The 25,061-nt window shown below is 67.8% G+C and carries 28 protein-coding genes; 24 read left to right on the top strand and 4 right to left on the bottom strand.

The window, feature by feature from the left end:
• The first annotated feature begins 53 nt into the window (after nt 1-53).
• From ftsH to IM25_RS08620, 17 genes are all read left to right on the top strand, one after another.
• Nucleotides 54-2,594 (top strand): ATP-dependent zinc metalloprotease FtsH, encoded by a 2,541-nt coding sequence (ftsH, locus tag IM25_RS08540; RefSeq protein ID WP_033096935.1) that lies wholly within the window; start codon nt 54-56, stop codon nt 2,592-2,594.
• 70 nt (nt 2,595-2,664) lie between these two features.
• Nucleotides 2,665-3,330 (top strand): GTP cyclohydrolase I FolE, encoded by a 666-nt coding sequence (folE, locus tag IM25_RS08545; RefSeq protein ID WP_006550518.1) that lies wholly within the window; start codon nt 2,665-2,667, stop codon nt 3,328-3,330.
• A 32-nt stretch (nt 3,331-3,362) separates the two neighbouring features.
• Entirely contained in the window at nt 3,363-4,184 is an 822-nt protein-coding gene (gene folP / locus IM25_RS08550) for a dihydropteroate synthase (protein WP_170318478.1), read from the top strand.
• Nucleotides 4,181-4,561 carry a dihydroneopterin aldolase gene (gene folB, locus IM25_RS08555; protein WP_033096934.1) on the top strand — a complete coding sequence of 127 codons (381 nt, stop codon included), beginning with the start codon at nt 4,181-4,183 and terminating at the stop codon, nt 4,559-4,561. Before folP ends, folB begins: the two co-directional genes overlap by 4 nt.
• Entirely contained in the window at nt 4,561-5,103 is a 543-nt protein-coding gene (gene folK / locus IM25_RS08560; protein WP_006550515.1) for a 2-amino-4-hydroxy-6-hydroxymethyldihydropteridine diphosphokinase, read from the top strand. The genes folB and folK overlap by 1 nt, the downstream gene beginning before the upstream one ends.
• Nucleotides 5,097-5,573 (top strand): DUF3180 domain-containing protein, encoded by a 477-nt coding sequence (locus tag IM25_RS08565; RefSeq protein WP_019290198.1) that lies wholly within the window; start codon nt 5,097-5,099, stop codon nt 5,571-5,573. The genes folK and IM25_RS08565 overlap by 7 nt, the downstream gene beginning before the upstream one ends.
• 74 nt (nt 5,574-5,647) lie before the next feature.
• The gene (locus tag IM25_RS08570) at nt 5,648-6,769 is read left to right on the top strand and encodes a DUF6779 domain-containing protein (RefSeq protein ID WP_232333428.1); all 1,122 of its coding nucleotides are present in this window, start codon (nt 5,648-5,650) and stop codon (nt 6,767-6,769) included.
• Nucleotides 6,770-6,928: 159 nt separating this feature from the next.
• Nucleotides 6,929-7,864 (top strand): Rossmann-like and DUF2520 domain-containing protein, encoded by a 936-nt coding sequence (locus IM25_RS08575; RefSeq protein WP_065995959.1) that lies wholly within the window; start codon nt 6,929-6,931, stop codon nt 7,862-7,864.
• Nucleotides 7,857-8,795, top strand: a complete 939-nt coding sequence (gene panC / locus IM25_RS08580) for a pantoate--beta-alanine ligase (protein WP_006550511.1) — start codon at nt 7,857-7,859, stop codon at nt 8,793-8,795. Before IM25_RS08575 ends, panC begins: the two co-directional genes overlap by 8 nt.
• 44 nt (nt 8,796-8,839) lie before the next feature.
• A complete protein-coding gene (gene panD / locus IM25_RS08585; RefSeq protein WP_006550510.1) occupies nt 8,840-9,277 on the top strand; it encodes an aspartate 1-decarboxylase in 438 nt (145 codons plus the stop codon).
• A 2-nt stretch (nt 9,278-9,279) separates the two neighbouring features.
• Complete coding sequence (locus tag IM25_RS08590; RefSeq protein ID WP_065995960.1) at nt 9,280-10,113, top strand: type III pantothenate kinase; 834 nt, start codon at nt 9,280-9,282, stop codon at nt 10,111-10,113.
• Nucleotides 10,114-10,206: 93 nt separating this feature from the next.
• A complete protein-coding gene (locus IM25_RS08595) occupies nt 10,207-10,677 on the top strand; it encodes a rhodanese-like domain-containing protein (protein WP_033096932.1) in 471 nt (156 codons plus the stop codon).
• Nucleotides 10,678-10,775: 98 nt separating this feature from the next.
• Entirely contained in the window at nt 10,776-12,242 is a 1,467-nt protein-coding gene (gene lysS, locus IM25_RS08600; protein WP_232333457.1) for a lysine--tRNA ligase, read from the top strand.
• Between the two features lie 95 nt (nt 12,243-12,337).
• A complete protein-coding gene (locus IM25_RS08605) occupies nt 12,338-12,697 on the top strand; it encodes a histone-like nucleoid-structuring protein Lsr2 (protein WP_006550504.1) in 360 nt (119 codons plus the stop codon).
• A 149-nt stretch (nt 12,698-12,846) separates the two neighbouring features.
• Nucleotides 12,847-14,277 carry a phospholipase D-like domain-containing protein gene (locus tag IM25_RS08610; protein ID WP_033096931.1) on the top strand — a complete coding sequence of 477 codons (1,431 nt, stop codon included), beginning with the start codon at nt 12,847-12,849 and terminating at the stop codon, nt 14,275-14,277.
• Nucleotides 14,278-14,547: 270 nt separating this feature from the next.
• Entirely contained in the window at nt 14,548-17,091 is a 2,544-nt protein-coding gene (locus tag IM25_RS08615) for an ATP-dependent Clp protease ATP-binding subunit (RefSeq protein ID WP_033096930.1), read from the top strand.
• Nucleotides 17,092-17,269: 178 nt separating this feature from the next.
• A complete protein-coding gene (locus tag IM25_RS08620) occupies nt 17,270-17,914 on the top strand; it encodes an MBL fold metallo-hydrolase (RefSeq protein ID WP_065995961.1) in 645 nt (214 codons plus the stop codon).
• A 62-nt stretch (nt 17,915-17,976) separates the two neighbouring features.
• Here IM25_RS08620 and IM25_RS08625 read toward each other — a convergent pair whose 3' ends face one another.
• Nucleotides 17,977-18,603 (bottom strand): TetR/AcrR family transcriptional regulator, encoded by a 627-nt coding sequence (locus tag IM25_RS08625; protein ID WP_065995962.1) that lies wholly within the window; start codon nt 18,601-18,603, stop codon nt 17,977-17,979.
• 119 nt (nt 18,604-18,722) lie between these two features.
• Between IM25_RS08625 and IM25_RS08630 the strand changes: the two genes are divergently transcribed.
• The 4 genes from IM25_RS08630 (at nt 18,723) to IM25_RS08640 (ending at nt 20,931) form a co-directional block, all read left to right on the top strand.
• On the top strand, nt 18,723-19,382 hold the full coding sequence (locus IM25_RS08630) for a hypothetical protein (protein ID WP_232333429.1): 660 nt from the start codon (nt 18,723-18,725) through the stop codon (nt 19,380-19,382).
• The gene (locus IM25_RS26755; protein WP_232333430.1) at nt 19,364-19,612 is read left to right on the top strand and encodes a hypothetical protein; all 249 of its coding nucleotides are present in this window, start codon (nt 19,364-19,366) and stop codon (nt 19,610-19,612) included. The genes IM25_RS08630 and IM25_RS26755 overlap by 19 nt, the downstream gene beginning before the upstream one ends.
• A 132-nt stretch (nt 19,613-19,744) precedes the next feature.
• Nucleotides 19,745-20,185, top strand: coding sequence for an OsmC family protein (locus IM25_RS08635; protein WP_006550498.1), 441 nt, complete (start codon nt 19,745-19,747; stop codon nt 20,183-20,185).
• A gap of 59 nt (nt 20,186-20,244) precedes the next feature.
• Nucleotides 20,245-20,931, top strand: coding sequence for a DsbA family oxidoreductase (locus IM25_RS08640; protein WP_052039995.1), 687 nt, complete (start codon nt 20,245-20,247; stop codon nt 20,929-20,931).
• Here the strand turns inward: IM25_RS08640 and IM25_RS08645 are convergent.
• Together IM25_RS08645 and IM25_RS08650 are read right to left on the bottom strand one after the other, a co-directional pair.
• Complete coding sequence (locus tag IM25_RS08645; RefSeq protein ID WP_006550496.1) at nt 20,921-21,451, bottom strand: DUF1990 family protein; 531 nt, start codon at nt 21,449-21,451, stop codon at nt 20,921-20,923. The genes IM25_RS08640 and IM25_RS08645 overlap by 11 nt on opposite strands.
• Before the next feature lies 1 nt (nt 21,452).
• Complete coding sequence (locus IM25_RS08650; protein WP_006550495.1) at nt 21,453-21,758, bottom strand: antibiotic biosynthesis monooxygenase family protein; 306 nt, start codon at nt 21,756-21,758, stop codon at nt 21,453-21,455.
• Nucleotides 21,759-21,791: 33 nt separating this feature from the next.
• Between IM25_RS08650 and IM25_RS08655 the strand changes: the two genes are divergently transcribed.
• Nucleotides 21,792-22,550: an alpha/beta fold hydrolase gene (locus IM25_RS08655; protein ID WP_006550494.1), complete on the top strand. Its 759-nt coding sequence runs from the start codon at nt 21,792-21,794 to the stop codon at nt 22,548-22,550.
• Nucleotides 22,551-22,595: 45 nt separating this feature from the next.
• Here the strand turns inward: IM25_RS08655 and IM25_RS08660 are convergent, their stop codons facing one another.
• A complete protein-coding gene (locus IM25_RS08660) occupies nt 22,596-23,480 on the bottom strand; it encodes an A/G-specific adenine glycosylase (RefSeq protein ID WP_033096928.1) in 885 nt (294 codons plus the stop codon).
• 93 nt (nt 23,481-23,573) lie between these two features.
• Between IM25_RS08660 and IM25_RS08665 the strand changes: the two genes are divergently transcribed.
• Nucleotides 23,574-24,203 (top strand): carbonic anhydrase, encoded by a 630-nt coding sequence (locus tag IM25_RS08665; RefSeq protein WP_019290184.1) that lies wholly within the window; start codon nt 23,574-23,576, stop codon nt 24,201-24,203.
• 101 nt (nt 24,204-24,304) lie between these two features.
• Nucleotides 24,305-25,051, top strand: coding sequence for a hypothetical protein (locus IM25_RS08670; RefSeq protein WP_033096927.1), 747 nt, complete (start codon nt 24,305-24,307; stop codon nt 25,049-25,051).
• Nucleotides 25,052-25,061 lie beyond the last annotated feature (10 nt).

Below are 25,061 nucleotides of genomic sequence, written 5' to 3' on the forward strand. Positions count from 1 at the left end.
GCGAGACCCCGACGAACTCGATCGAAAGGACCGGCCGCTCGGGCCGAACCTGTATGAACCGCAAGACAGTGTTCCGTAATCTGGCGATCGTCGCCGGCATTCTGCTGGTGATCTACGCCTTCAGTTACTTCGGCGACGACACGCGCGGTTTCACCCAGGTGGACACGTCCGTCGCGGTGTCCCAACTCGAATCGCAGAACGTCAGCGAAGCCCGCATCGACGACCGCGAACAGCAGGTGCGTCTGTGGCTCGAGAACGGCAACGACGCGACCGAGGGCAGCACCGAGATCATCGCGAAGTACCCCGCGTCGGCCTCCGAACAGATCTTCGACCTGGTCGCCGCGTCGGGCGCGCAGAAGTACGACACGAGCGTCACCCAGGAGAGCTGGCTGACCTCGATCCTCATCTTCGTCCTGCCGATGATCATCCTGCTCGGCGTGTTCTTCTTCGTGATGAGCCGCATGCAGGGCGGTGGTCGCGGCGGCATGATGGGCTTCGGCAAGTCGAAGGCCAAGCAGCTGTCGAAGGACATGCCCAAGACGACCTTCGCCGATGTCGCCGGCGCCAACGAGGCCGTCGAGGAGCTCTACGAGATCAAGGACTTCCTGCAGAACCCGGCGCGCTACCAGGCGCTCGGCGCGAAGATCCCCAAGGGCGTACTGCTCTACGGTCCTCCCGGCACCGGTAAGACCCTCCTCGCGCGTGCCGTCGCCGGCGAGGCGGGCGTCCCGTTCTTCACGATCTCCGGTTCGGACTTCGTCGAGATGTTCGTCGGTGTCGGCGCCTCCCGTGTGCGCGATCTGTTCGAGCAGGCCAAGCAGAGCGCTCCCTGCATCATCTTCGTCGATGAGATCGACGCGGTCGGCCGCCAGCGCGGCGCCGGCCTCGGCGGTGGTCACGACGAGCGTGAGCAGACCCTCAACCAGCTGCTCGTCGAGATGGACGGCTTCGGCGACCGCTCCGGCATCATCGTGATGGCCGCGACGAACCGCCCCGACATCCTCGACCCGGCACTGCTGCGTCCCGGCCGTTTCGACCGTCAGATCCCGGTGACGAACCCCGACCTCGCCGGTCGCCGGGCGATCCTCGCCGTGCACTCGAAGGGCAAGCCGATCGATCCCAACGCGGATCTCGGTGCGCTCGCCAAGCGCACGGTGGGCATGTCCGGTGCCGACCTCGCGAACGTCGTCAACGAGGCCGCGCTGCTTACCGCCCGTGAGAACGGCACGGTGATCACCGAGGCGATCCTCGAGGAATCGGTCGACCGTGTCATCGGCGGCCCCCGCCGCAAGAGCCGCATCATCAGCGAGCACGAGAAGAAGATCACGGCCTACCACGAGGGTGGTCACACCCTCGCCGCGTGGGCGATGCCCGACATCGAGCCGGTTTACAAGGTCACCATCCTCGCCCGCGGCCGCACCGGCGGTCACGCGATGACGGTGCCCGAGGACGACAAGGGCCTGATGACGCGTTCGGAGATGATCGCGCGCCTCGTCATGGCGATGGGCGGTCGTGCCGCGGAGGAACTCGTCTTCCGCGAGCCCACCACCGGCGCCTCGTCCGACATCGACCAGGCCACGAAGATCGCGCGCGCGATGGTCACCGAGTACGGCATGAGCGCGAAGCTCGGCGCCGTCCGCTACGGCCAGGAGCAGGGCGACCCCTTCCTCGGCCGGTCGATGGGTGTGCAGTCCGACTACTCGCACGAAGTGGCACGCGAGATCGACGAGGAGGTCCGCAACCTCATCGAGGCCGCGCACACCGAGGCGTGGGCGATCCTCAACGAGTACCGCGACGCCCTCGACGTGTTGGCGGGCGAGCTGCTCGAGCACGAGACGCTGACCCGCAAGGATCTCGACCGGATCCTGGCCGATGTGAAGAAGCGTCCGCGGATCACGACCTTCAACGATTTCGGTGATCGGGTCCCGTCCGACAAGCCGCCGATCAAGACGCCCGCCGAGCTCGCGGCCGAGCGTGGCGAGCCGTGGCCGCCGGAACCGCCGTCGCTGACGAAGCCGGCGCATCAGCACCCGCAGTATCCGGGCCAGGGCGAGGCGCCCGCTCCCGCCGGCTACCAGCCCGGCGCGCAGCCGCAGTACCAGCCGGCGAACGGCTACCCCCAGCCCCAACAGCAGTCGCAGCCGGTCCCGGCCTCCGAGCCGCTTCCGGGCTTCCAGCCGACGGCTCCGTATCCGGGTGGTCCGCGGCACGCGACGCGTCCGGACTACGGTGCTCCCGCCGGATGGTCGGCTCCCGGCTGGCCGCCGCGCGAGCAGACCCCGCAGGAACAGCAGGGTCACGGGCCGCAGGGCCCCGGACAGCCTCAGGGATACGGATATCCGCAGGGCCATCAGGGGCAGAACCCCCAGAGCTACGGACAGCCCAGCTACGGACAACAGGCCCAGGAAACGCAGAGTTTCGGGCGTCCGCAGGAGCCGCAGGACGCCGACCGTCCGTCGGACTCCGGCGAAGACGGTGCGGCAGATGCGCACCGTGGTGAGAACCACGTGGGAGACTCGCAACCGCGCGATGGTTACGGCGCTCCCGAACCCCCTCCCACACAGCGGTGGGAAGGCCCGGCCGGCCGGCACTGATCCGTGTCGGTGAGTCGGTACGGGGCGCGCATCGGGGCCGTCGGTTCCGATGGAGACGAGTGAGCGAAGAGTGGAGGGCGAGCGGGTGTCGGTGAACCACCTGAAGTCGGATACGGGTTCCGACCCGGAGGATGTGACGACCCACGAATTGAGCGTGGACGCGGGTCGTACGTTCGACCAGGCCCGAGCCGAAGCGGCCGTGCGTGAACTGCTGATCGCGGTGGGTGAGGATCCGGACCGCGAGGGCCTGCGCGACACTCCCGCCCGGGTGGCCCGTGCCTACCGCGAGGTGTTCGGGGGACTGTTCACCGACCCGGACGAGGTCCTCGACACGACCTTCGACGAAGGTCATCAGGAACTCGTCCTCGTGCGAGACATCCCGATGTACTCGACGTGCGAACATCACCTCGTGTCGTTCCACGGCGTCGCCCACGTCGGATACATCCCGGGCCCCACGGGCCGCGTCACGGGTCTGTCGAAGCTGGCGCGTGTCGTCGACCTCTACGCCAAGCGTCCGCAGGTCCAGGAACGCCTCACCCGCCAGATCGCCGACGCCATGATGCGCAAGCTGCAGCCGCGCGGCGTGATCGTCGTGGTCGAGGCGGAGCACCTGTGCATGGCGATGCGCGGCATCCGCAAGCCCGGTGCCAGCACCACCACCTCCGCCGTGCGCGGGCTGTTCCAGACCAGTTCGGCGTCGCGTGCCGAGGCCCTGGACCTGATCCTGCGCCGGTGACCGTCTTCCCCGCCGAACAGTGGCCTGTCGTGATGGGCGTACTGAACGTCACCAGTGATTCCTTCTCCGACGGCGGTCGATATCTGGACTGCGAGACCGCGATAGCCCGCGGCTTCGAGCTGCGCGAGCTCGGCGTCGACATCGTCGACGTGGGAGGCGAGTCCACCCGGCCCGGGGCCGTGCGCGTCGACCCGGAGGTCGAGGCGTCCCGCGTGGCGCCGGTCATCGCCGCTCTGGCGGAGGCAGGCATCCCCACGAGCGTCGACACGATGCGCGCCTCGGTCGCCGAGGCGGCCGTGGAGGCCGGGGTGACCATGATCAACGACGTCTCGGGTGGGCGCGCCGACGCCGACATGGCCGCGGTGGTCGCCGAGGCAGGGGTGCCGTGGATCCTCATGCACTGGCGTCCCCTCGGCGAGTTCGTCCACGCGGGCGGTTCGACGCACTACGAGGACGTCGTCCGCGAGGTCCGCGACGAGCTGCTCACGCAGGTCGACATCGCGGTGGCCGCAGGCGTGGACTCCGACAAGATCGTGCTCGATCCCGGTTTGGGTTTCGTGAAGGAACCCGACCACAACTGGCAGTTGCTGCAGCGCCTGCCCGAACTCACCGAACTGGGTTTCCCGGTGCTCATCGGGGCGTCCCGGAAGCGATTCCTCGGATCGCTGCTCGCGGCGCCCGACGGCACGGTCCGCCCGCCCTCGGGTCGTGAGGTCGCCACGGCCGTCGTCTCGGCGCTCGCCGCCACACACGGCGCATGGGGCGTACGCGTCCACGACGTGCAGGCATCCCGCGACGCGCTCGCGGTGGTGCGTGCCTGGCAGCGCGGCAGCGCGGAAGGAGTGCACGCGTGAGCGACCGCATCGAACTACGGGGACTGACGGTCCGCGGCAACCACGGCGTCTTCGAGCACGAGAAGCGGGACGGTCAGGACTTCGTCGTCGACATCGTCGTGTGGCTCGATCTCGCGCCGGCCGCGGCATCCGACGAGCTGGCCGACACGCTGCACTACGGCGAACTCGCCGAGCGAGCCGCGGCGATCATCGCCGGTCCGGGCCGCGATCTCATCGAGACGGTCGCGGGGGAGATCGCCGACGAGGTGCTCACCGACCCGCGTGTCGCCCGGGTGGAGGTCACGCTCCACAAGCCGTCGGCGCCGATCCCGCTGACCTTCGGCGACGTCGCCGTGGCGATCGACCGCTCCCGCAGCGATGCGACGGGGAGCGCCTGATGAGTCGTGCCGTGCTGTCCATCGGATCGAACATCGGCGACCGGCTCGCGCACCTGCGGTCGGTCGTCGACGCATTGGGCGAGCGGGCCGTCGCCGTCTCGGCGGTGTACTCGACGGCACCGTGGGGCGGCGTCGAACAGGAGGATTTCCTGAACGCGGTCGTCGTCGCGGAGGATGCCGCCTTCGGTCCGCGCGACTGGCTGCGGTTCGGCCAGGAACTCGAGGAGGCCGCCGAACGCGTCCGGATCCAGCGCTGGGGTCCGCGCAGCCTCGACGTCGACGTCGTGACCTGCGTCAGCGGCGAGGGTGAGGTGCGCAGCGACGATCGGGAACTGATCCTGCCGCACCCGCGCGCACACCAGCGGGCGTTCGTGCTCGTCCCGTGGCTCGACGTCGAACCCGAGGCCGTGCTCACCGCCGAGGGCCGGCGGCTGGGCATCGGCGACTGGCTAGACGAACTCGACGCCGCCGAACGGGAAGGTGTGCACCGCACCGACCTGACGCTGGCCGGGCCGAAGACCCAGGGACACGCCGAGTGCTGAAACAGACCCGGATCCGAGATCTGCTGGCGCTGGCCGTGCTGGCAGCGATCGTCGCGTGGTTGCTCGTCCGCACAATGTACGGTTCGCTGCCGCCCATCCCCGTCTACGCGGGAGCCTCGCTGTATCCCGTCGCGGTCATCGAGGTGATCCTGGCGTTCATGATCCGGTCGCGGGTCGGCAAGCACGAGATCGGTGAGGGCCCCGGCAGGTTGCATCCCATCACCGCCGCCCGCGCGGTCGCGCTCGCCAAGGCGTCCGCACTGGTGGGTGCCGCGAGCGCCGGAGTGTGGGCCGGTTTCCTGCTGTATCTCGTACCGCAACGCGGCGTCGTGCAGGCCGCCACCGACGACACGTCGGGGGTGCTCGTCGGAGCCCTCGCCGGCATAGCGCTGGCGGCGGCCGCGTTGTGGCTCGAATACTGTTGCCGGACACCGGAAGACCCCGACGAACCGAACGAACCGGCGCTCTGACATCGGATTTCGGGGTGGGGAAGGGCGTGTCGTCCGGCTCCGATCCGAGGACCCACCCAAGTACCCTGATGGTCATGGCAACCTCGGCGCGACCAGACAGGAATCGCCGTCCGTGGCGCAGTACCGGCTCGATGATCGTGGCCGGTCTGCTCGCTCTGGCGATGATCGCCTCGCTGCTGTTGATCTTCAGTGAGAGCGTGCAATTGCTGCGTGTCGCGGTGGTCGTCGCCCTGTGGGCTGCCACTGTCGGAGCCATCGCGATGAACAAGTACCGCCGGGAATCGGCGCTCGATCGGGCGAAGGCCGACGACCTGAAGACGGTCTACGAACTGCAGTTGCAACGGGAGATCGCGGCGCGGCGCGAGTACGAGCTGACCGTCGAGGAGAAGGTCCGTGCCGATCTGAAGCTCGACGCCGGGGAGATGGCGGCCCTGCGCACCGAGCTGGCCACCCTGCGCCGCACGCTCGAGATGTTGTTCGACGGCCGGCTCCCCGACGATGTCGTCGCCCTCGAGGGCCAGGCGGAGAAGCTGCGTGGACTGAGCGAGGCGGCGCGGGTGTCCGCTCCGCGTCCGTCGGGACCGGCCTTCGCCTCTCCCGACGACGAGCCGGTCACCGCGGAGACCGAGTCGGTCGAGGCGGCCATGCGGGCGGCGGAGGCGTCGGAGAAGACGTCCGCGAAGGGTGATGTCGAAGAACCGCGTGCCGAGAAACAGGCGAAGGTTGATTCTGCGACGGGGAAGTCCGCTACCGGGAAGGTCACGGTCGAGAAGGCGACGGCTGGAAAAGCGGCCGCAGGACCGGACGTCGAGGACGCCGAGATCGAGGACGCGGAAGTCGAGGATCAGAAGGTCGGAGACACGAAGACGGGGGACCCGAAGACCGGGGACGCGAAGGTCGCGAGCGCCGAGAAGGCGGCGGACGGGAAGGCGGAGCCGCAGAAGCCCGGTAAGCACGAGCCCGGATCCGATCCCGACCCGCAAACGGACGCAGACGGGGCCGGAGCGAAGATGAAGGGCGATGACCCCGCGGAGGGGAAGGACACCGCCGCGAAGGCCGATGGAGCTGCGGAAACGACCCAGAAGGACGACGAGGACGACCACGAATCGTCCGGACGTCGCTCCCGGCGCCGTCGCGCCGACGGTGAGGGCCGGACGGTCGCGGAGATCCTCGCGTCGTTGTCGGCCGAGCGCTGATCGCGGGGCGATCGCGCGGCAGGTCGCCCCCGCCCCACCTCGGACGATGAGGCGCAGATCACTCGGCCCGACCGTGGCGAGCCCCGGAAAACGCGCGCTATTGTCGAGCGGAACGTCCGGTACCCGCTGAGCGGGACTGGAACGAACGAGAGGACTCCCGTGAATTCCTTCGGGATCACCAACGCACCCGCGCCTGCGCGCCTGTCGGTAGGAATCGTGTCCGCCGGACGGGTCGGCACTGCACTCGGCGCAGCTTTCGAACGCGTTGGTCATGTCGTCGTGGCCTGCTCGGCCGTCTCCGACGTCTCGCGGCACCGTGCCGCCACGCGCCTGCCGGATTCGCAGATCCTGCCGGTCGACGAGGTTGCCGGCCGCTGCAATCTCCTTCTTCTCGCCGTTCCCGACACCGAACTGTCGTCCCTGGTCAAGGGCCTCGCAGCCACCGGTTCGGTCGCCGCCGGCACGATCGTCGTCCACGTCTCCGGTGCTCACGGCCCCGCGATCCTCGAGCCGCTGACCGAGCAGGGCGCCGTGCCGCTCGCGATCCATCCCGCGATGACCTTCACCGGCCACGACGAGGACATCGACCGGCTCTCCTCCGCGTGCTTCGGCATCACGGCCGCCGACGAGATCGGCTACGCCATCGCGCAGTCCCTCGTCCTCGAGATCGGCGGCGAGCCGGTCCGCGTCCCCGAGTCCATGCGCATGACCTACCACGCTGCGCTCGCGCACGGCAGCAACCACCTGGTCACGCTGGTCGCCGACGCCGTCGAGGCCCTGCGCAGCGCCCTGCAGGGGGAGGAACTGCTCGGCCAGCAACTCGTCGACGACGCCCCCGGTGGAGTCGCCGAACGGGTGTTGCAGCCGTTGCTCTCCGCAGCGCTCGACAACGTGCTGCGGCGCGGGCCCTCGGCCCTCACCGGGCCGGTCGCGCGCGGCGATGCCGACGCCGTGGCCGCGCACCTGCGTGCGCTCGAGGCCGTCGACCCGCTGATCGCCGCCGGGTACCGCGCGCTGTCGCTGCGATCGGCGCAACGGACCGGGTCGAAGCCGGAACTGATGGCAATTCTCGAAGGAGCTGAATACGGTGAGTGAAGCAGGACAGCGCGGATACGTGCGAGGTGAACTGACCGTTCACCACGATCCCGCAGGCCTGACCAAGGTCACCCGGGCTCTGCGCGGCGTCGGCCGCACCGTCGCACTCGTACCGACGATGGGTGCGCTGCACACCGGTCACCTCGAACTCGTGCGCCAGGCCAAGCTCACCGGGGCCGTCGTGGTCGTGTCGATCTTCGTCAACCCGCTGCAGTTCGGGAAGAACGAAGATCTCGACGCCTACCCGCGTACTCTCGACGCCGACTTCGAACTGCTCCGCGAAGCGGGCGTCGAACTCGCCTTCGTGCCGACGGTCTCGGCGATGTACCCGCAGGGCCCGCGCACCACGATCCACCCGGGTCCACTCGGGTCGGAGCTCGAAGGTGCTGCGCGTCCCGGTCATTTCGCGGGCATGCTGACGGTCGTCGCGAAGCTGTTCAACATCGTCGGTCCCAACACGGCGTTCTTCGGTGAGAAGGACTACCAGCAGCTCACCCTGATCCGTCAGATGGTCGCCGACCTGAATCTCGACATCCGCATCCTCGGCGTTCCCACCGTGCGCGAACAGGACGGGCTCGCGCTGTCCTCCCGCAACCGCTATCTCGACCCCGAGCAGCGCGAGATCGCGACCACGCTGTCTGCGGCGCTCGTCGCCGGCGCACACGCCGCAGCGGGCGGAGCCGAGGCGATCTTGTCCACGGCACGCGACGTGCTCGCGCAGAGTCCGCAGATCGAGGTGGACTATCTCGAGGTGCGCGGCGCCGATCTGGGGCCGGCACCCGAACGCGGCGACGGCCGACTGCTCGTCGCCGCACGACTCGGCTCCACACGCCTCATCGACAACGTCGGGGTCGCCGTCGGCACCGGCTTCCTCGAACGAGCCACCGGTCCGGTGGATCCCGACGCCGAAGACAACCTGACGAACCGCTGACCCACCGATCGAATTCGGAAACGAGAAAGAAACCGAGGACGAGCATGTTCCGCACCATGATGAAGTCGAAGATCCACCGCGCCACCGTCACCCACGCGGATCTGCATTATGTCGGTTCGGTGACCGTCGACCAGGATCTGATGGACGCCGCGGATCTGCTCGAGGGCGAGCAGGTCTGCATCGTCGACATCGACAACGGCGCCCGGCTCGAGACGTACGTCATCGCCGGTGAGCGTGGATCGGGCGTCATCGGGATCAACGGTGCCGCAGCACGTCTCGTCAGCCCCGGCGATCTCGTCATCCTCATCGCCTACGGCGTGATGAACGAGCAGGAGTGCAAGGACTACGACCCGCGCGTGGTGTTCGTCGACGCCGACAACCGCCAGGTCGAGCTCGGCAACGATCCCGCTCACGCTCCCGAGGGCTCGGGCCTGATCACGCCGCGGATGCTGTCGACTCTCGACTCCCCGTCCCTGGTCTAGAGGTGCTCCTCACCGTCGACGTCCGCAACACCAATATCGTCCTGGGGGTGTTCGCGGGCAGCGGCTCGCACGCGCGGCTGCTGCGCGACTGGCGCGTCCGTACCGACCCCAGGATGACCGCCGACGAGATCGCCCTGCTGTTCCGCGGTCTGCTCGGCGAATCCGCCGAGCAGGTCACCGGGGTGGCGGCGTTGTCGACCGTGCCGTCGGTGCTACGTGAGCTGCGCGTCATGCTCGACCGCTACTGGTCGTCGGTGCCGCACGTGGTGGTGGAGCCGGGGGTGCGCACGGGAGTGCCGCTGCTCGTGGACAACCCGAAGGAGGTCGGCGCCGACCGCATCGTCAACAGTCTGGCGGCCTACCACTTCTACGGATCCCCGTGCATCGTCGTGGATTTCGGGACCTCCACGTGCGTCGACGTCGTGTCGGGCAAGGGGGAGTTCCTCGGCGGGGCCATCGCTCCGGGGGTGGAGATCTCGATGGATGCGCTGGCGTCGCGGTCGGCGGCGCTGAGGAAGGTCGAATTGCTCCGTCCCCGAGGTGTTCTGGGAAAGAACACCGTCGAGTGCATGCAGTCGGGAGCCGTCTTCGGGTTCGCCGGGATGGTCGACGGCATCGTGCGGCGGATCTGCGCCGAGGTGCCCGGTTTCGACGGTGACGACGTGGCCGTCATCGGCACCGGCGACAGTGCGCCGCTGATCATGCCGGAGTCGCGCACTCTCGAGCACCACGAGCCGGATCTGACCCTCGAGGGACTGCGTCTGGTGTACGAGCGGAACCAGGTGAGACGAGCGGCACGCGGAACTGCGGGTTCCGCTGAGCGTCATTCTGTGTAAAGATGTTCCTCGTGATCCGTTGCATGAGCACCCAGGAGTGTTGTCGAGGCTGACCGCCGCCTCGACCGATAACACATTCCTGGGAGTTTTCTCATGCGCGCTGCGCTTCTCTCCACCACTTCTGTTTCCACCGCTGCTCCGGTTGCCACTATTGCTCCGGTCGCCTTCCACCGGCTCGCCGTCGAGCGCACGTACCCCACCGAACTGTCCGCAGCGGTCGCCCGCGGCGCCGTCGTCGTCGACATCCGCTCGAACGCCGAACGTGCCGCTCAGGGAACACTTCCCGGTGCACTGGCCATCTCCGCCGATCTCGTCGCCGAGCGACTCGATCCGAGCGGCCCGGGCCGTCTCGTCCTCGCCGTCGACCGCGACGTCGAATGGATCCTCGTCTCGTCCGACGGCGCGAGCTCGCACGGTGTGGTCACCGAACTGCACGCGCAGGGTCTGCGCCGGGTCACCCACCTCGTCGGAGGCTACGACGCCATCCGCGCGGCCCGCCTGATCGGCGCAGTCGCCGAGGCCCAGCACGTCGCGCAGGACGTGGCGCGGGTCACCGCTCACTGAAAGCGCGCATCTGCAGGAATAGTGACCTCGGGTGTCCGATAGTCTGGTTACCCGTGAGTGATGCCACCGTTCAGCAGCCCGACGACACCCCCGAGCAGATGCGGGTTCGCCGCGAGAAGCGCGAACGGCTCCTGGCACAGGGTTCGGAGGCCTATCCCGTCGAGATCCCGCGCACCCATACGCTCGCGGAGATCCGCGCCGAGTATCCCGACCTCGAGCCCGACACCGCCACCGGCACCGTCGTGGGCGTTGCCGGCCGCGTGATGTTCTCGCGCAACACCGGCAAGCTGTGCTTCGCGACGTTGCAGGAGGGCGACGGCACCCAGCTGCAGGTCATGCTCAGCCTCGCCGGCGTCGGCGAGGAGGCGCTCGCCGCCTGGAAGTCCGAGGTCGACCTCGGCGACATCGTGTTCGTGCACGGCGAGGTCATCAGCTCCCGTCGCGGTGAGCTCAGCGTCATGGCCGACTCGTGGACCATGGCGTCGAAGGCGCTGCGTCCGCTGCCGGTCGCGCACAAGGAGATGAACGAAGAGGCGCGGGTGCGTCAGCGCTACGTCGACCTCATCGTGCGTCCCGAAGCACGTCGCAATGCACGCATGCGTGTCGCGGTGGTGCGCGAGCTGCGCAACGCGCTCGAGCGTCGCGGCTTCCTCGAGGTCGAGACGCCCATGCTGCAGACCCTGCACGGCGGTGCGGCGGCCCGCCCGTTCGTGACGCACTCGAACGCACTCGACATCGATCTGTACCTGCGTATCGCGCCGGAACTGTTCCTCAAGCGCTGCGTCGTCGGCGGTATCGAGAAGGTCTTCGAGATCAACCGCAATTTCCGTAACGAGGGTGCCGACTCGACGCACTCGCCGGAATTCTCGATGCTCGAAACGTACGAGGCGTACGGAACCTACGATGATTCGGCGCGGATGATCCGCGAGATCATCCAGGAGGTCGCGTTCGGGGTCTTCGGCACCCATGTGGTGACGCTCGCCGACGGTACGGAATACGACTTCGGGGGTGAATGGAAAACTCTCGAAATGTATCCCTCGCTGTCCGAGGCGATCGGCACGGACGTGACCCCCGACACCACACTGGAGGAATTGACGGCTCTCGCGGATCGTGTCGGTCTGGAGATTCCCGAGGGCAAGGGCTGGGGTCACGGCAAGCTCGTCGAGGAGCTCTGGGAGCACATGTGCGGCGACCAGCTGCACGAGCCGACCTTCGTGCGTGATTTCCCCGTGGAGACGTCGCCGTTGACACGCGATCACCGCACGGTGCGCGGGGTCACCGAGAAATGGGATCTGTACGTCCGAGGTTTCGAACTCGCCACGGGTTACTCGGAACTCGTCGATCCGGTGATCCAGCGCGAGCGTTTCGTCGACCAGGCACGTCTGGCCTCGGAAGGGGACGACGAGGCAATGGCTCTCGACGAGGACTTCCTCGCCGCGATGGAACAGGGAATGCCGCCGACCACCGGTACCGGAATGGGAATCGACCGTCTGTTGATGGCACTTACCGGTCTGGGAATCCGCGAAACAATCCTGTTCCCGATTGTTCGACCGAACACCCGTTAATCGGATTTCGCCGCTCCATATTGCGATGCGTTAATCGGCGGGTAGTGTAGTGCCCGTCCCGCGGGGGGGAGCGCATTTGAGAGGATTTACACCACATGGCGAAAAAAGTCACTGTCACCCTGATCGACGATGTGGATCAGGAGTCGGCGGCGGACGAATCGGTGGAGTTCGGTCTCGACGGAGTGACGTACGAGATCGACCTTTCCGAGGACAATGCGGCACGGCTGCGCGAGCAGTTGGAATTCTGGATCGAACACGCTCGTAAGGTCGGCGGTCGCAAGCGGAGCAAGACCGCTGCCGGAACTGCGCCGGCTGCGCGCAAGAGCGGATCCGGAAGTGCCGGTCGCGAACAGACGGCCGCTATCCGTGAATGGGCACGGAACAACGATCTGCCGGTGTCGGCCCGTGGCCGAATCTCTGCGGAGATCGTCGAGGCGTACAACAAAGCGCACTGACGAATCCTCGTCCGTGGGGCGTCGTCCATCAGTGGACGGCGCCCCACAGTCGTCGGTGGACGGGTTGGGTTGTGGCACAGTGGCGCCTGTCACACACGTCGATCGTGCGGACGACCCGGCACGATGCGGTCGGGGAGTAGCATCCGCTCATGGCCGAGACCGTGCTCGAACCAGGTTCCACCTGCTGGCGAATTGCGCGAGCGGAGAGGTTGACCTGCATAGTCGACGCCGCCGACTATTTCCGTCACGCCAAGGCGGCGATGCTCCGGGCGGAAAAACGCATCATGCTGATCGGGTGGGATTTCGACACCCGGATCAAGTTCGAACCCGAGGGTGCAACTCTCGAGGGACCGAACAAACTCGGTGAATTCCTCGAATGGCTTCCCGAACGTCGACCCGGTCTCGATATTTATCTGCTCAAGTGGAACATCGGTGCGTTCAGTGCCCTCGCACGCGGAATGACGCCGGTGTTCGTGCTCGATTGGCTCACCGACCCGAGCCTGCACTTCGAAATCGACGGGGCGCATCCCGTGGGCGCTGCGCACCATCAGAAAATTCTCGTCGTCGACGACAGCATCGCTTTCTGTGGCGGTATCGATATGACCGTCGACCGCTGGGACACCCCGGATCATCCGGACCGGAGCAAATACCGGCGGGAGCCGAGCGGGAAACGCTACGGACCGTGGCACGACGTGACGACCGCCGTCGACGGCGACGCCGCGCGGGCCCTCGGTGACCAGGCCCGCGCCCGGTGGAAGGCGGCCACGGGGGAGGAGCTCGATCCCGTGCCGGAGCCGGAGCCGATCTGGCCCGATGATCTCGAGCCGACCCTCCGCGGTGTGGACGTGGGCATCGCGCGCACGCTGCCCGCCTACGACGGGAAGGACGGCGTCCACGAGATCGAGGCGCTGTACCTGTCGGTGATCGAGAAGGCGCGGCACACTCTCTACCTCGAGAGCCAGTACCTCGCTTCGCGCAGGATCGCGGAGGCTCTCGCCGAGCGACTGCAGGAACCGGACGGCCCCGAGATCGTGGTGGTGATCCCACGCAACGCCGACGGCTGGCTCGAACGCAAGGCCATGGACGGTGCCCGGCGGGCCCTGCTGCACATGCTGTGGGAGGCCGACGTGCACGGCCGTTTCGCCGCCTACTATCCCGTCACCGCCGGCGGGGAGCCGATCTACGTGCACGCGAAGGTCGTCGTCATGGACGAGACGTTGCTGCGGATCGGGTCGTCGAACCTGAACAACCGTTCGATGGGCTTCGACACCGAATGCGACCTGGCCATCGAGTCCGCCGAACCCGGGGACGCGGTCGGCCGCGCCGCCGTCGAGCTGCGCAACATCCTGGTGGCGGAACATCTCGACGTCGACCCCGAGGTGATCGCGGAGGCCACGAAGGACGGTGGTTCGCTCATCTCCGTCATCGAACGGTTGCGCGGTCCGGGGCGTTCGCTGCGGCCGTTCGAACCGGGTACGGTGTCGGACGAGGACAGTGTCCTCGCAGAAAGTGCTCTGGCCGATCCCGAACGCGCCTCGCGGAGCTTCGGACGCAGGATCGAGCGATTCTTCGCCCGTTGATCCCCCACAGCCTCTGTTCGCTTGTGGCGTACAGCTTGCGGAAACGTATCCGCCACGTGCAGCGTTGACTTCTGAAACCGGGTTTTCTCGCCGCCTTCCGAAGGGTAGAGGGAAAGCGAGTCGATACCACGGCCACTAGAGTGTGGAGTGGGAGCTTGGAACCTCTGAAAGGTTCCGACGAACGACTCGAGTGCCGGAGCTTAAGAGCGGCAGCAGGGTGCGGGACGATCGGCGTACCGGACCGGCGGCCGGAGAGTGTGAGGGAGTGCGATGTTCGAAAGGTTCACCGATCGCGCGCGGCGCGTCGTTGTCCTGGCTCAAGAAGAGGCCAGGATGCTCAACCACAACTACATCGGCACGGAGCACATCCTCCTCGGCCTCATCCACGAGGGTGAGGGTGTGGCGGCGAAGTCGCTCGAGTCGTTGGGTATCTCCCTCGAAGGTGTGCGCAGCCAGGTCGAAGAGATCATCGGCCAGGGTCAGCAGGCGCCCTCGGGGCACATTCCCTTCACTCCTCGTGCCAAGAAGGTCCTCGAGCTGAGCCTTCGCGAAGCGCTCCAGCTCGGACACAACTACATCGGTACCGAACACATCCTGCTCGGTCTCATCCGCGAGGGTGAGGGCGTGGCGGCGCAGGTGCTCGTCAAGCTCGGCGCCGACCTCAACCGGGTGCGTCAGCAGGTCATCCAGCTGCTGTCCGGTTACCAGGGCAAGGAGCCCGCAGAATCCGGCACGAGCCGTGGCGAGACCGGCACTCCGTCCACGTCGCTCGTCCTGGACCAGTTCGGCCGCAACCTCACGCAGGCAGCTCTCGAAGGCAAGCTCGACCCGGTCATCGGCCGGGCGAAGGAGATCGAGCGCGTCATGCAGGTGCTGTCGCGTCGTACGAAGAACAACCCGGTGCTCATCGGCGAGCCGGGTGTCGGCAAGACCGCCGTCGTCGAGGGCCTCGCGCAGGCCATCGTCAACGGTGAAGTCCCCGAGACCCTCAAGGACAAGCAGCTCTACACGCTCGACCTGGGCTCGCTCGTCGCCGGCAGCCGTTACCGCGGCGATTTCGAGGAACGCCTGAAGAAGGTCCTCAAGGAGATCAACAGCCGCGGCGACATCATCCTGTTCATCGACGAGCTGCATACGCTCGTCGGTGCCGGTGCTGCCGAGGGCGCGATCGACGCTGCGTCGATCCTCAAGCCCAAGCTCGCCCGCGGTGAGCTGCAGACCATCGGTGCGACGACCCTCGACGAGTACCGCAAGTACATCGAGAAGGACGCCGCTCTCGAGCGCCGCTTCCAGCCGGTGCAGGTCGGGGAGCCGACGGTGGAGCACACCATCGAGATCCTGAAGGGTCTGCGCGACCGCTACGAGGCGCACCACCGCGTCTCGATCACCGACAAGGCGCTCGTCGCGTCGGCCACTCTCGCCGACCGCTACATCAACGACCGCTTCCTGCCGGACAAGGCGATCGACCTCATCGACGAGGCCGGTGCCCGCATGCGCATCCGTCGCATGACCGCGCCGCCGGACCTGCGCGAGTTCGACGACAAGATCGCCGACGCCCGTCGCGAGAAGGAATCGGCGATCGACGCGCAGGACTTCGAGAAGGCCGCGAGCCTGCGCGACAAGGAGAAACAGCTCGTCGCGCAGCGTGCCGAGCGCGAGAAGCAGTGGCGTGCGGGCGATCTCGACGTCATCGCCGAGGTCGACGAGGAGCAGATCGCCGAGGTCCTCGCCAACTGGACCGGTATCCCGGTGTTCAAGCTCACCGAGGAGGAGACCACGCGTCTGCTCCGCATGGAGGACGAGCTGCACAAGCGGATCATCGGCCAGGAGGACGCCGTCAAGGCCGTCGCCAAGGCGATCCGTCGTACGCGTGCCGGCCTGAAGGACCCGAAGCGTCCGTCCGGTTCGTTCATCTTCGCCGGCCCGTCCGGTGTGGGTAAGACGGAGCTGTCCAAGGCGCTCGCGAACTTCCTGTTCGGCGAGGACGACGCGCTCATCCAGATCGACATGGGCGAGTTCCACGACCGCTTCACCGCGTCGCGCCTGTTCGGTGCTCCTCCCGGCTACGTCGGCTACGAAGAGGGCGGCCAGCTCACCGAGAAGGTGCGCCGCAAGCCGTTCTCCGTGGTTCTGTTCGACGAGATCGAGAAGGCCCACCAGGAGATCTACAACACCCTCCTGCAGGTCCTCGAGGACGGTCGCCTCACCGATGGCCAGGGACGCACGGTCGACTTCAAGAACACCGTGCTGATCTTCACGTCGAACCTGGGCACCGCCGACATCTCGAAGGCCGTGGGGCTCGGCTTCTCGGCCGGAACGGGCGAGGCGTCGAACTACGAGCGGATGAAGAACAAGGTCCACGACGAGCTGAAGAAGCACTTCCGGCCCGAGTTCCTCAACCGTATCGACGACATCATCGTCTTCCACCAGCTCACGCAGGATCAGATCATCCAGATGGTCGACCTGATGGTCGGACGTGTGGAGACGCAGCTGAAGAACAAGGACATGGGTATCGAGCTCACCGAGAAGGCGAAGTCGCTGCTCGCCAAGCGCGGCTTCGACCCGGTGCTCGGCGCACGTCCGCTGCGTCGCACGATCCAGCGCGAGATCGAGGATCAGCTCTCCGAGAAGATCCTGTTCGGCGAGATCGGCGCAGGCCAGATCGTCCTCGTCGACGTCGAGGGCTGGGACGGCGAGGGCGCCGGCGAGAACGCGAAGTTCACGTTCACGCCGAGCGAGAAGCCGGCCGAGGTCCCGGACACCCCGGCGGTCGCGCTGGCCAAGTTCAGCGAGGGCGAGTCCGAAGCCGGATAAGCGTCCGCTGCCTGTGGGAGCGGGCACGTGTTGCTGCCTGTGAGAGCAGGCACCTGCTGTACCGAGAGGGGCGGCACCCGAGAGGGTGTCGCCCCTCTCGTCGTCCGACGCACTTGACCTCCAGTCGGCTCGAGGTTGCACGGTGGTGGTGACCGGACGACGACCAGGAGGTACCGCGATGCGGCAAGTACTGCCCGATCTGTGGGAGACGCAGGAGGACAATCCGTTCCCGGGGCTGAGGACGCACGCCTATCTGTGGACCGGGACGAACAACGTGCTCTTCTACTCGGTCGCGGGTGAGGCCGATTTCGACGAACTGGACCGCCTCGGGGGGATCACCGATCAGTACCTGTCCCACCAGGACGAGGCCGGTCCGATGCTCGGCAGGATCGCCGAGCGCTTCGGGCCGAGACTCCACGCGGCAGCGGCGGAGGCCGACGTGGGCGGCCGGCACGCCCGCATCGACGTCCCGCTGACGGAACGTCATGTGGACGACAACGGGGTGGAGATCGTTCCGACACCCGGGCACACGGTGGGCAGCACCTGCTATCTGGTGCCCGGCGCGGACGGGACCCGCTACCTGTTCACCGGCGACACGCTGTATCGCGGTGCTTCGGGGACGTGGCGGGCCGGCTACATCGAGGGGATGAGCGACGCCCGTGTGCTCGCCGACAGTCTGCGCCTGCTGGCGAAGACGGAACCCGATGTGGTGGTCTCGAGTGCGTTCGCGCGGGAGGCGGGCGTGCATCGGATCGACGCCCGGGAGTGGCCCGCCCACGTCGACCAGGCTCTGAGCGGGTTGTCTGCCGCGGTGCAGGGCTGAGCAGAGATCTTCTTTCCGGCCGATCTGCCCTGCCGCGGGTCGCGGCCGACCTTGCCGCCTGCTTATCTGCCGATGGTCGGCATGTGCGCGGTGAGTGTCGACAGGGTGCTGGCGACGATCTCGGTGAGTTCGTCGGGACGGATGTCGAGCGTGCCGTCGAGCCAGCCGCGGACGAGCTCGACGGCGCCGGCCATGACGACCACCGCACGCAGTTCGGCCTGCCGGGAGTCGAGGCGGGGGCCCACCGCGTCGCTCTGCTTGGCGAGTTCGTCGGCGGCGGACCGGATGAACGCGCTCTTCCGCTCGGCGAGCGGGGGCGCGTCGGAGATGAGGAAGCGACCCTGCTGGGGGTTGCGTTCGACGGCGCCGACGATCGCTCCCACCGCGGCGCGTGCCTTGGCGTGCAGCTCGTCGGGGGCCGCCGCGATGGCGTCGACGGCGCGTTCGAGCAGGGTCGCGCCGAGCTCGTCGTAGGCGGTGGTGACGAGGTCGGTCATGTCGGTGAAGCTCTCGTAGAAGAAGCGGGGGCCGACTCCCGCGGTGGCCGCGACCTTCCGTACCGTCGTCGCCGACCAGCCCTCGTCGGCGACGACGTCGATCACCGCGTTCTGGAGACGCTTGCGGCGTTCGGCGCGCCGGTCGGCCGGGGCGACGCCGCGATACGCGCGGGTGGCTTCGGGCTCGGACACATCGTCGAGTGTGGCACAACACGACCAGACTTCTGGAATCGACCAATTCCGGAATTAAGTGTGTACTAATTATGGAATCCTCGTCATGGTCGGTCCCCGAATCCGGACGAGGAGGAAACGTGACGATCGATGCATCGTCGACTGCCCACCTGCACGACCGAACCGATCGACTCGCACCGAAGCCGATCCTGCGAGAAGGCGGCCCGCGTCTGGCGATGTCGTTGCTCGTCGGCGACTCGGTGCGGCCCACCAGGGCCCAGTCCCGGGCGTTCGCCAAGTTCGCGCACACCTGCGATCCCGTGGCCGACGATCTGGTCGCCGCGATACGCCGCGACCGGCTCCGCATCCGCACGCAGTTCGAACAGGCACTCGAACACGGCATCGAGACCGTGGACGATTCCGCGCCCGAGATGGCAGCGTTCATCGCCACCCTCGACGGCGTGCCGTTCCGGGTCGATTACGACAAGCTCGATCTCGCCGCGCGGGCGATCGTGCGGATGCCGATGAGCACCCTCATGGCGTTCACCACCGCCATCGCTTTCCCTGCCAGCTACCCTCTGCGTCTGATCTGGCTGGCGGTCTGGTCGGCGGTCGACCCCGACGACTCGTCCGCCGCTCTCACCGAGGCCGCGCTGAAGGCCGTTCCCTGCATCTACGGGTCGACGGCCCGGGTGCGGAGAACCGCATCAGGAGCTGGGCGCGCTATCACTTCCACGCCGACCTGGCCCGCCTGTCGCTGGGTTCCGGATACGCCGACGTTGTGGGTGTTCCGCGACTGAGCCCGATGGCGGGGCTGTACCCGGTGTGGTTCGCGCGCAACCTCCTACGCGACCGCCTGAATGTCCTGGTGCCCGGAGGCGCCGGACGCGCCGCCCGGCGGGGTCACGCCGAGCGTATGCGGGAGATCGCAGAGGTGAAGCGGCGGCTCGAGGTGCGGCCTTACGAACGGGACGGAGCCGTGCAGTCGATCCGTGAGCGCGACCGCGAACTCAGGGCGCGATCGGCCTGATCCGGACATCAGGAACGCTCTGGCGCGAACGGCCCTCGCCACCACGACGACTCTGCAAGTGTGGTTCGTGAAGCACTGTCTTCGTGAAGCACTGTCGCATGCAGTGCTGTCGCACCCAGAGAAGGAGAGGTCATGCCCACTCGTACCGCACGGACCGCATGGAACGGGGATCTGCAGAAGGGCTCCGGTCAGGTGGAGCTCACCAGCTCGGGCCGTGGCACGTTCGACGTGTCGTTCCCGAAACGCTCGGCGGAGAACGCGGACGGCACCACCAGCCCCGAGGAGCTCATCGCCGCCGCACACTCGTCGTGCTTCGCGATGCAGTTGTCCGCGCTGATCGCGGAGGCGGGCGGCACGCCGCAGAGCCTCGAGGTCACCGCCGACGTCTCGCTGGGGCCCGATCCGGCGGGCGGATTTCGGCTCACCGGAATCCGGTTGAAGGTGCGGGGCGAGGTCGACGGCCTCGACGCCGACGGCTTCGTCAAGGCCGCGGAGGACGCGAAGGCCGGATGCCCTGTGAGCAAGGCACTCACCGGCGTCGAGATCTCCCTGGACGCCGCGCTCGAGAGCTGACGGGTTCGTGGACCGATCGGCCGGGAACAGAGCACGTCAGGGCCGGGTTGTAATCGAATATGAGCATGCCTGACGTACTTCTCCCCACCGCTCACATCGAGATCTGGTCCGACATCGCCTGCCCCTGGTGCTACATCGGCAAGCGGCGCTTCGCGGAGGCCCTCGAGTCCTTCGACGACCGCGACCGGATCGAGGTCACCTGGAGGTCGTACCAGCTCTCGCCCGACACGCCGGTCGGGCGACGGGTCCCCGAGGTGGAGGCGCTCGTCGCGATGAAGGGGATGCCGGCCGAGCAGGTCAGGCAGATGTTCGCGCAGGTCTCGGACACCGCTGCCGACGTTGGACTCGAGATCGACTTCGACAACGTCGTCGCCGCCAACACCTTCGATGCGCACCGACTCGTGCATCTGGCGGGCGACAAGCGCGACGAGGTGCTCGAAGCGTTGTTCCGTGCGCATTTCGTCGACGGCGAGGTGATCGACGATGTGGATGTCCTCGTGAAGGTCGCCGCCGAGGTCGGGCTCGATCCGGAGTCGATGCGCGCGGCGCTCGACGGCGACGATCCCGCCGGTGAAGCGGCGGCCGACGCCGTGACCGCCGATCTCTTCGACGCGCGACGGATCGGCGTGCAGGGGGTGCCGTTCTTCGTGGCCAACCGCGCCGTCGCGGTGTCGGGTGCGCAGCCTGTGGACGTCTTCCGTCAGTTCCTGCGCAGGGCCGTCGACGATGTGACGGTCAAGCTGTGAGTGCCGCGAGATAACGTCGCGCGATCTGCTGCTGGAGCAGGTGCCCGACGGGACCGGCCAGCTTCGTGTACCAGCGGGCGGGGCGGGAGAACGCGAGCACCGTTCCCCGCACCCGTCCGTCCACGGTGCGCTCGACGACGAAGGTCTCCTCGCCGCTGGCGGGATGACCGGGGAGTGTGCCGTAGGTGAACCCGCGTATGTCCGGGGTGTCGACGATCTCGATCACGCGGCACCGCGCCGACGCGCGCACCGGTCCGAGACCGAAGCCGAGATCCACTTCGACGCCGGGTACTGCGAGGGGCGTGCCGGGCGGGATCCGTATGCCCGCGCCGCGGTGCATGTCCCACGAGAACAACTGGGCAGCGGCGACCTCGAACACGGTGTCGCCGCGGCCCAGTTCGCTCTCGACCCTCAGATGTCGATAACCGGAGGGGAGCGGTGCCTCGTCCCGGAAGGCACGCAGGCTCGCTCCCACCTCCGCATAGGTGAACTCACGCCCGGACCCGCCGGACGCGGACATCTCAGGACTTCTTGACGTCGAGGACGACCTCGAACTCGAGCAGCGATGCGCCGGTCGCGACGGGCTTCTTCGCCTCACCCGCGTGGGCAGCACGTGCGTCGCCGTCGCGCCACGCGGCGAAGTCCTCCTCGGACTCCCACTGAGTCACCACGAAGTACCGGTTCTCGCCCGCGGTGGGGCGGAGCAGCTGGAAGCCCAGGAAGCCGGGGGAGTTGTCGACGGTGTGCGCCCGATTGGCGAATCGCTTCTCCAGCTCGGGGCCGGCGCCTTCGGGAACTTCGATTGCGTTGATCTTCACGACTGCCATGCGCGAGAGCCTACTCCGCTAACTTGGTCGATTGTGTTGCACGACGAGGGCGGAACCGGACGACCCATCCTGCTGTTGCACGGTCTCATGGGCAGCGCCCGCACGTGGCGTCGTCACGTGCCGTGGCTGCGCGAACACGGACACGTGTACACCTTCGACGCCGCCGGTCACGGTCGTCCCGCTCCCGACGAACTCACCACCGAGGCGTTCGTCGCCGATCTCGAAACCCATCTCACCGGGATCACCGAACCGCTCGTCGTGATCGGGCATTCGATGGGTGCCCTGCACGCGTGGTGCTTCGCTGCGACCCATCCCGAGCGGGTCACCGCGCTGGTGCTCGAGGACATGGCGCCCGACTTCCGGGGACGCACGGCCGCGAACTGGGCGGCGATGATCGCGCAGTGGCCGCAACCGTTTCCCACCGGGGATGCGGTGTTCGACTTCTTCGGGCCCGTCGCGGGTCGCTACTTCCTCGACTCGTTCGTCCGCCGCGATGACGGCTGGTATCTGCACGGCGAGGTCGAGACCTTCCGCGACATCTCGGAAGAGTGGGGGTCGCGGCACTTCTGGGACGAGTGGAACTCGATCCGCGTGCCCGCGCTGCTGCTCGAAGGCGAGTTCACCATCACCCCCGAGGGGCAGATGCGGCGGATGGTGACGCGACCCGGCACCGACCACGTCCTCGTCGACGGCGCCGGGCATCTCGTGCACGACGACCGGCCCGACGAGTTCCGCACCGCAGTGGAACACTTCCTCACCGCGCACGCACTGTCGGCGAGCCGACTCGAGTAGCGCTGTCGGCGAGCCGACTCGAGTAGCACTGTCGGTAAGCCGGATCTAGGAGGTCGATCCCTCGCCGGCGAGCGCGAAACGGCCGTCGTCGGTCTGCTCGACGAGACCGTCCACGAGCAGTGAGTGCAGGGCGCGGTCGCGCTGGCCCGGATCCGTGGTCCACACGCTGTCGAGGACGGGACGCTCCACCGGGACGCTGCTCTCGCGCAGCACCGCCATCAACCGGCCGCGCACCTGCCGGTCGGTGCCGGCGAACTTCTGCACCTTCCGGGGTGGTCCGTCGTGGGCGGGCCGCCCGGCCTGTACCCATGCGCACTCGGGCAGCGGGCAGCGTCCGCAGTCGGGCGTGCGAGCGGTGCACACGGTCGCACCGAGTTCCATCAGCGCCGCGGAGAAGGTCGCCGCACGTGCACGCTGACGCGGAAGGATAGCCTCGACGTCGGCGAGATCCCTTGTGGTCGAAGGGTTTCCTGGCTCCGCCCGACCGTGGACGGCGCGGGCGACGACACGACGCACGTTCGTGTCCACCACCGGCACACGCTGCCCGTATGCGAAGCACGCCACGGCGCGGGCGGTGTAGGCGCCGACGCCGGGCAGGGCCAGCAGGACGTCGACGTCCTCGGGAACCCGGTCGTCGTGCTCGGCGGCGAGTACGCCGGCGCACTCGTGCAGGCGCAGCGCGCGGCGCGGATAGCCGAGCTTGCCCCACGCCCGCAGCACCTCGGCCTGGCTCGAGGCGGCCATCGCGGACGGCACGGGCCAGCGCCGCACCCACTCCTCCCAGATCGGAGCGACCCGGGCGACCGGCGTCTGCTGCAGCATGACCTCGGACATGAGGATCTGCCAGCCCGTCACCCCGGCGCGGCGCCACGGCAGGTCGCGCGCCTGCGCGGCATACCAGCGCAGCAACGACGGTGCGTCCACGGACATCTCGGGTCTCCTCCGGTCACGGGGTCGGGTGTGGGGATCCGCTGAGGAGATGTCGAACGAAATCGGACATGTGCGCAGGTGAATAATGTACGCATGCCGAACTCCAATCCCATCTCCGCCTGGAAAGCCCTGACCGAGGGTAATCATCGTTTCGTCAGCGACACGCCGCTGCACCCGAGCCAGGGAATCGATCGTCGCGCCGAACTCGTCAACGGCCAGCACCCCACCGCCGTGCTGTTCGGCTGCGGAGACTCCCGCGTCGCCGCAGAGATCATCTTCGACCAGGGGCTCGGCGACATGTTCGTGGTCCGTACCGCGGGTCACGTCATCGACAGTTCCGTCCTCGGTTCCATCGAGTACGCAGTCGACATCCTCAACGTTCCGCTCATCGTCATCCTCGGTCACGACAGCTGTGGTGCCGTGGCGGCGACCATCGATGCCCTCGACAAGGGCACGGTGCCGGGCGGCCACATCCGCAGCCTCGTCGAGCGTGTCGCTCCCTCGATCCTGATGGGCAGGGCCGAGGGTCTGTCCACCGTCGACGAACTCGAGGGGCGCCACGTCGTCGAGACGGGCAAGCTGCTCACGGATCGTTCGCGGATCATCGCCGACCGCATCGCCGACGGCCGCTGCGCCATCGTGGGCGTCACCTACAAGCTCGAGGACGGCAAGGTGAGTCTGCGGGGCCACTTCGGAGACATCGGCGAGGTCTCCGACAACTGAAGACGGGTGCACCTGCGGTCACAACGATGTGACTGCAGGTCACAGCGACACGCCGACGGCGGTGTAGCCGTGCGCAGCCTGTGGCACATACCGTGGGGGGCGTGCTTGAACCGACCGGTCCTCTGCCCCCCGAGATCTACTGGCGACGACGCATTCTCGCGATCGGAGTCTCGGTGGTCGTGCTGGCTCTGGTCATCTGGCTCGTAGTGGCGCTGACCGGCGGCGACGACCCCGATCAGAATCCCGAACCCGCAGCAGCGGAGGTGACGACCTCCGCCACCACGACGGCGGCCGATGCGTCCGCCGACGCGGCGTCCGCGAGCACCACGCGGAGCGGTGGATCCTCGGGTTCGTCCGGGACGCGTAGTGCAGGGGATTCGGCCTCGGAGGACGCGGACGACGCGGACAACACGTCCACGTCCGCCACCACCTCCGCTGCTCCGGTTCCGCCGGGGCAGTGCTCCGATCAGTCGCTCGCCGTGCGGGTGACGGCGGACGAGCCGAACTACCGGGTCGGTTCCGAACCCGATTTCACGATCGTCATCACCAACATCGGCACGTCGCAGTGCGAACGCGACCTCGGTGCGGGCCTTCAGCAGGTGCTCGTCTACAGTCTCGACGGCAACGAGCGACTCTGGGCGAACACCGACTGCTTCCCCGAATCGACCGCCGACATCCGGTCGCTCGCTCCGGGCGACCAGGCCGCCTATTCCGTCAAGTGGTCGGCGACGACCTCCGAGCCCGGCTGCCAGGCGCCGCGCGAACCGGTCGGTCCCGGCGCGTACACAGTGGTCGGGCAGCTCGGCGGCCTGCGCAGCGCGCCCGAGCCGTTCAACATCACGCCCTGACCTGCTGCTC

The sequence above is a fragment of the Rhodococcus sp. p52 genome, from assembly GCF_000763325.2.
GTDB lineage: Bacteria > Actinomycetota > Actinomycetes > Mycobacteriales > Mycobacteriaceae > Rhodococcus > Rhodococcus pyridinivorans.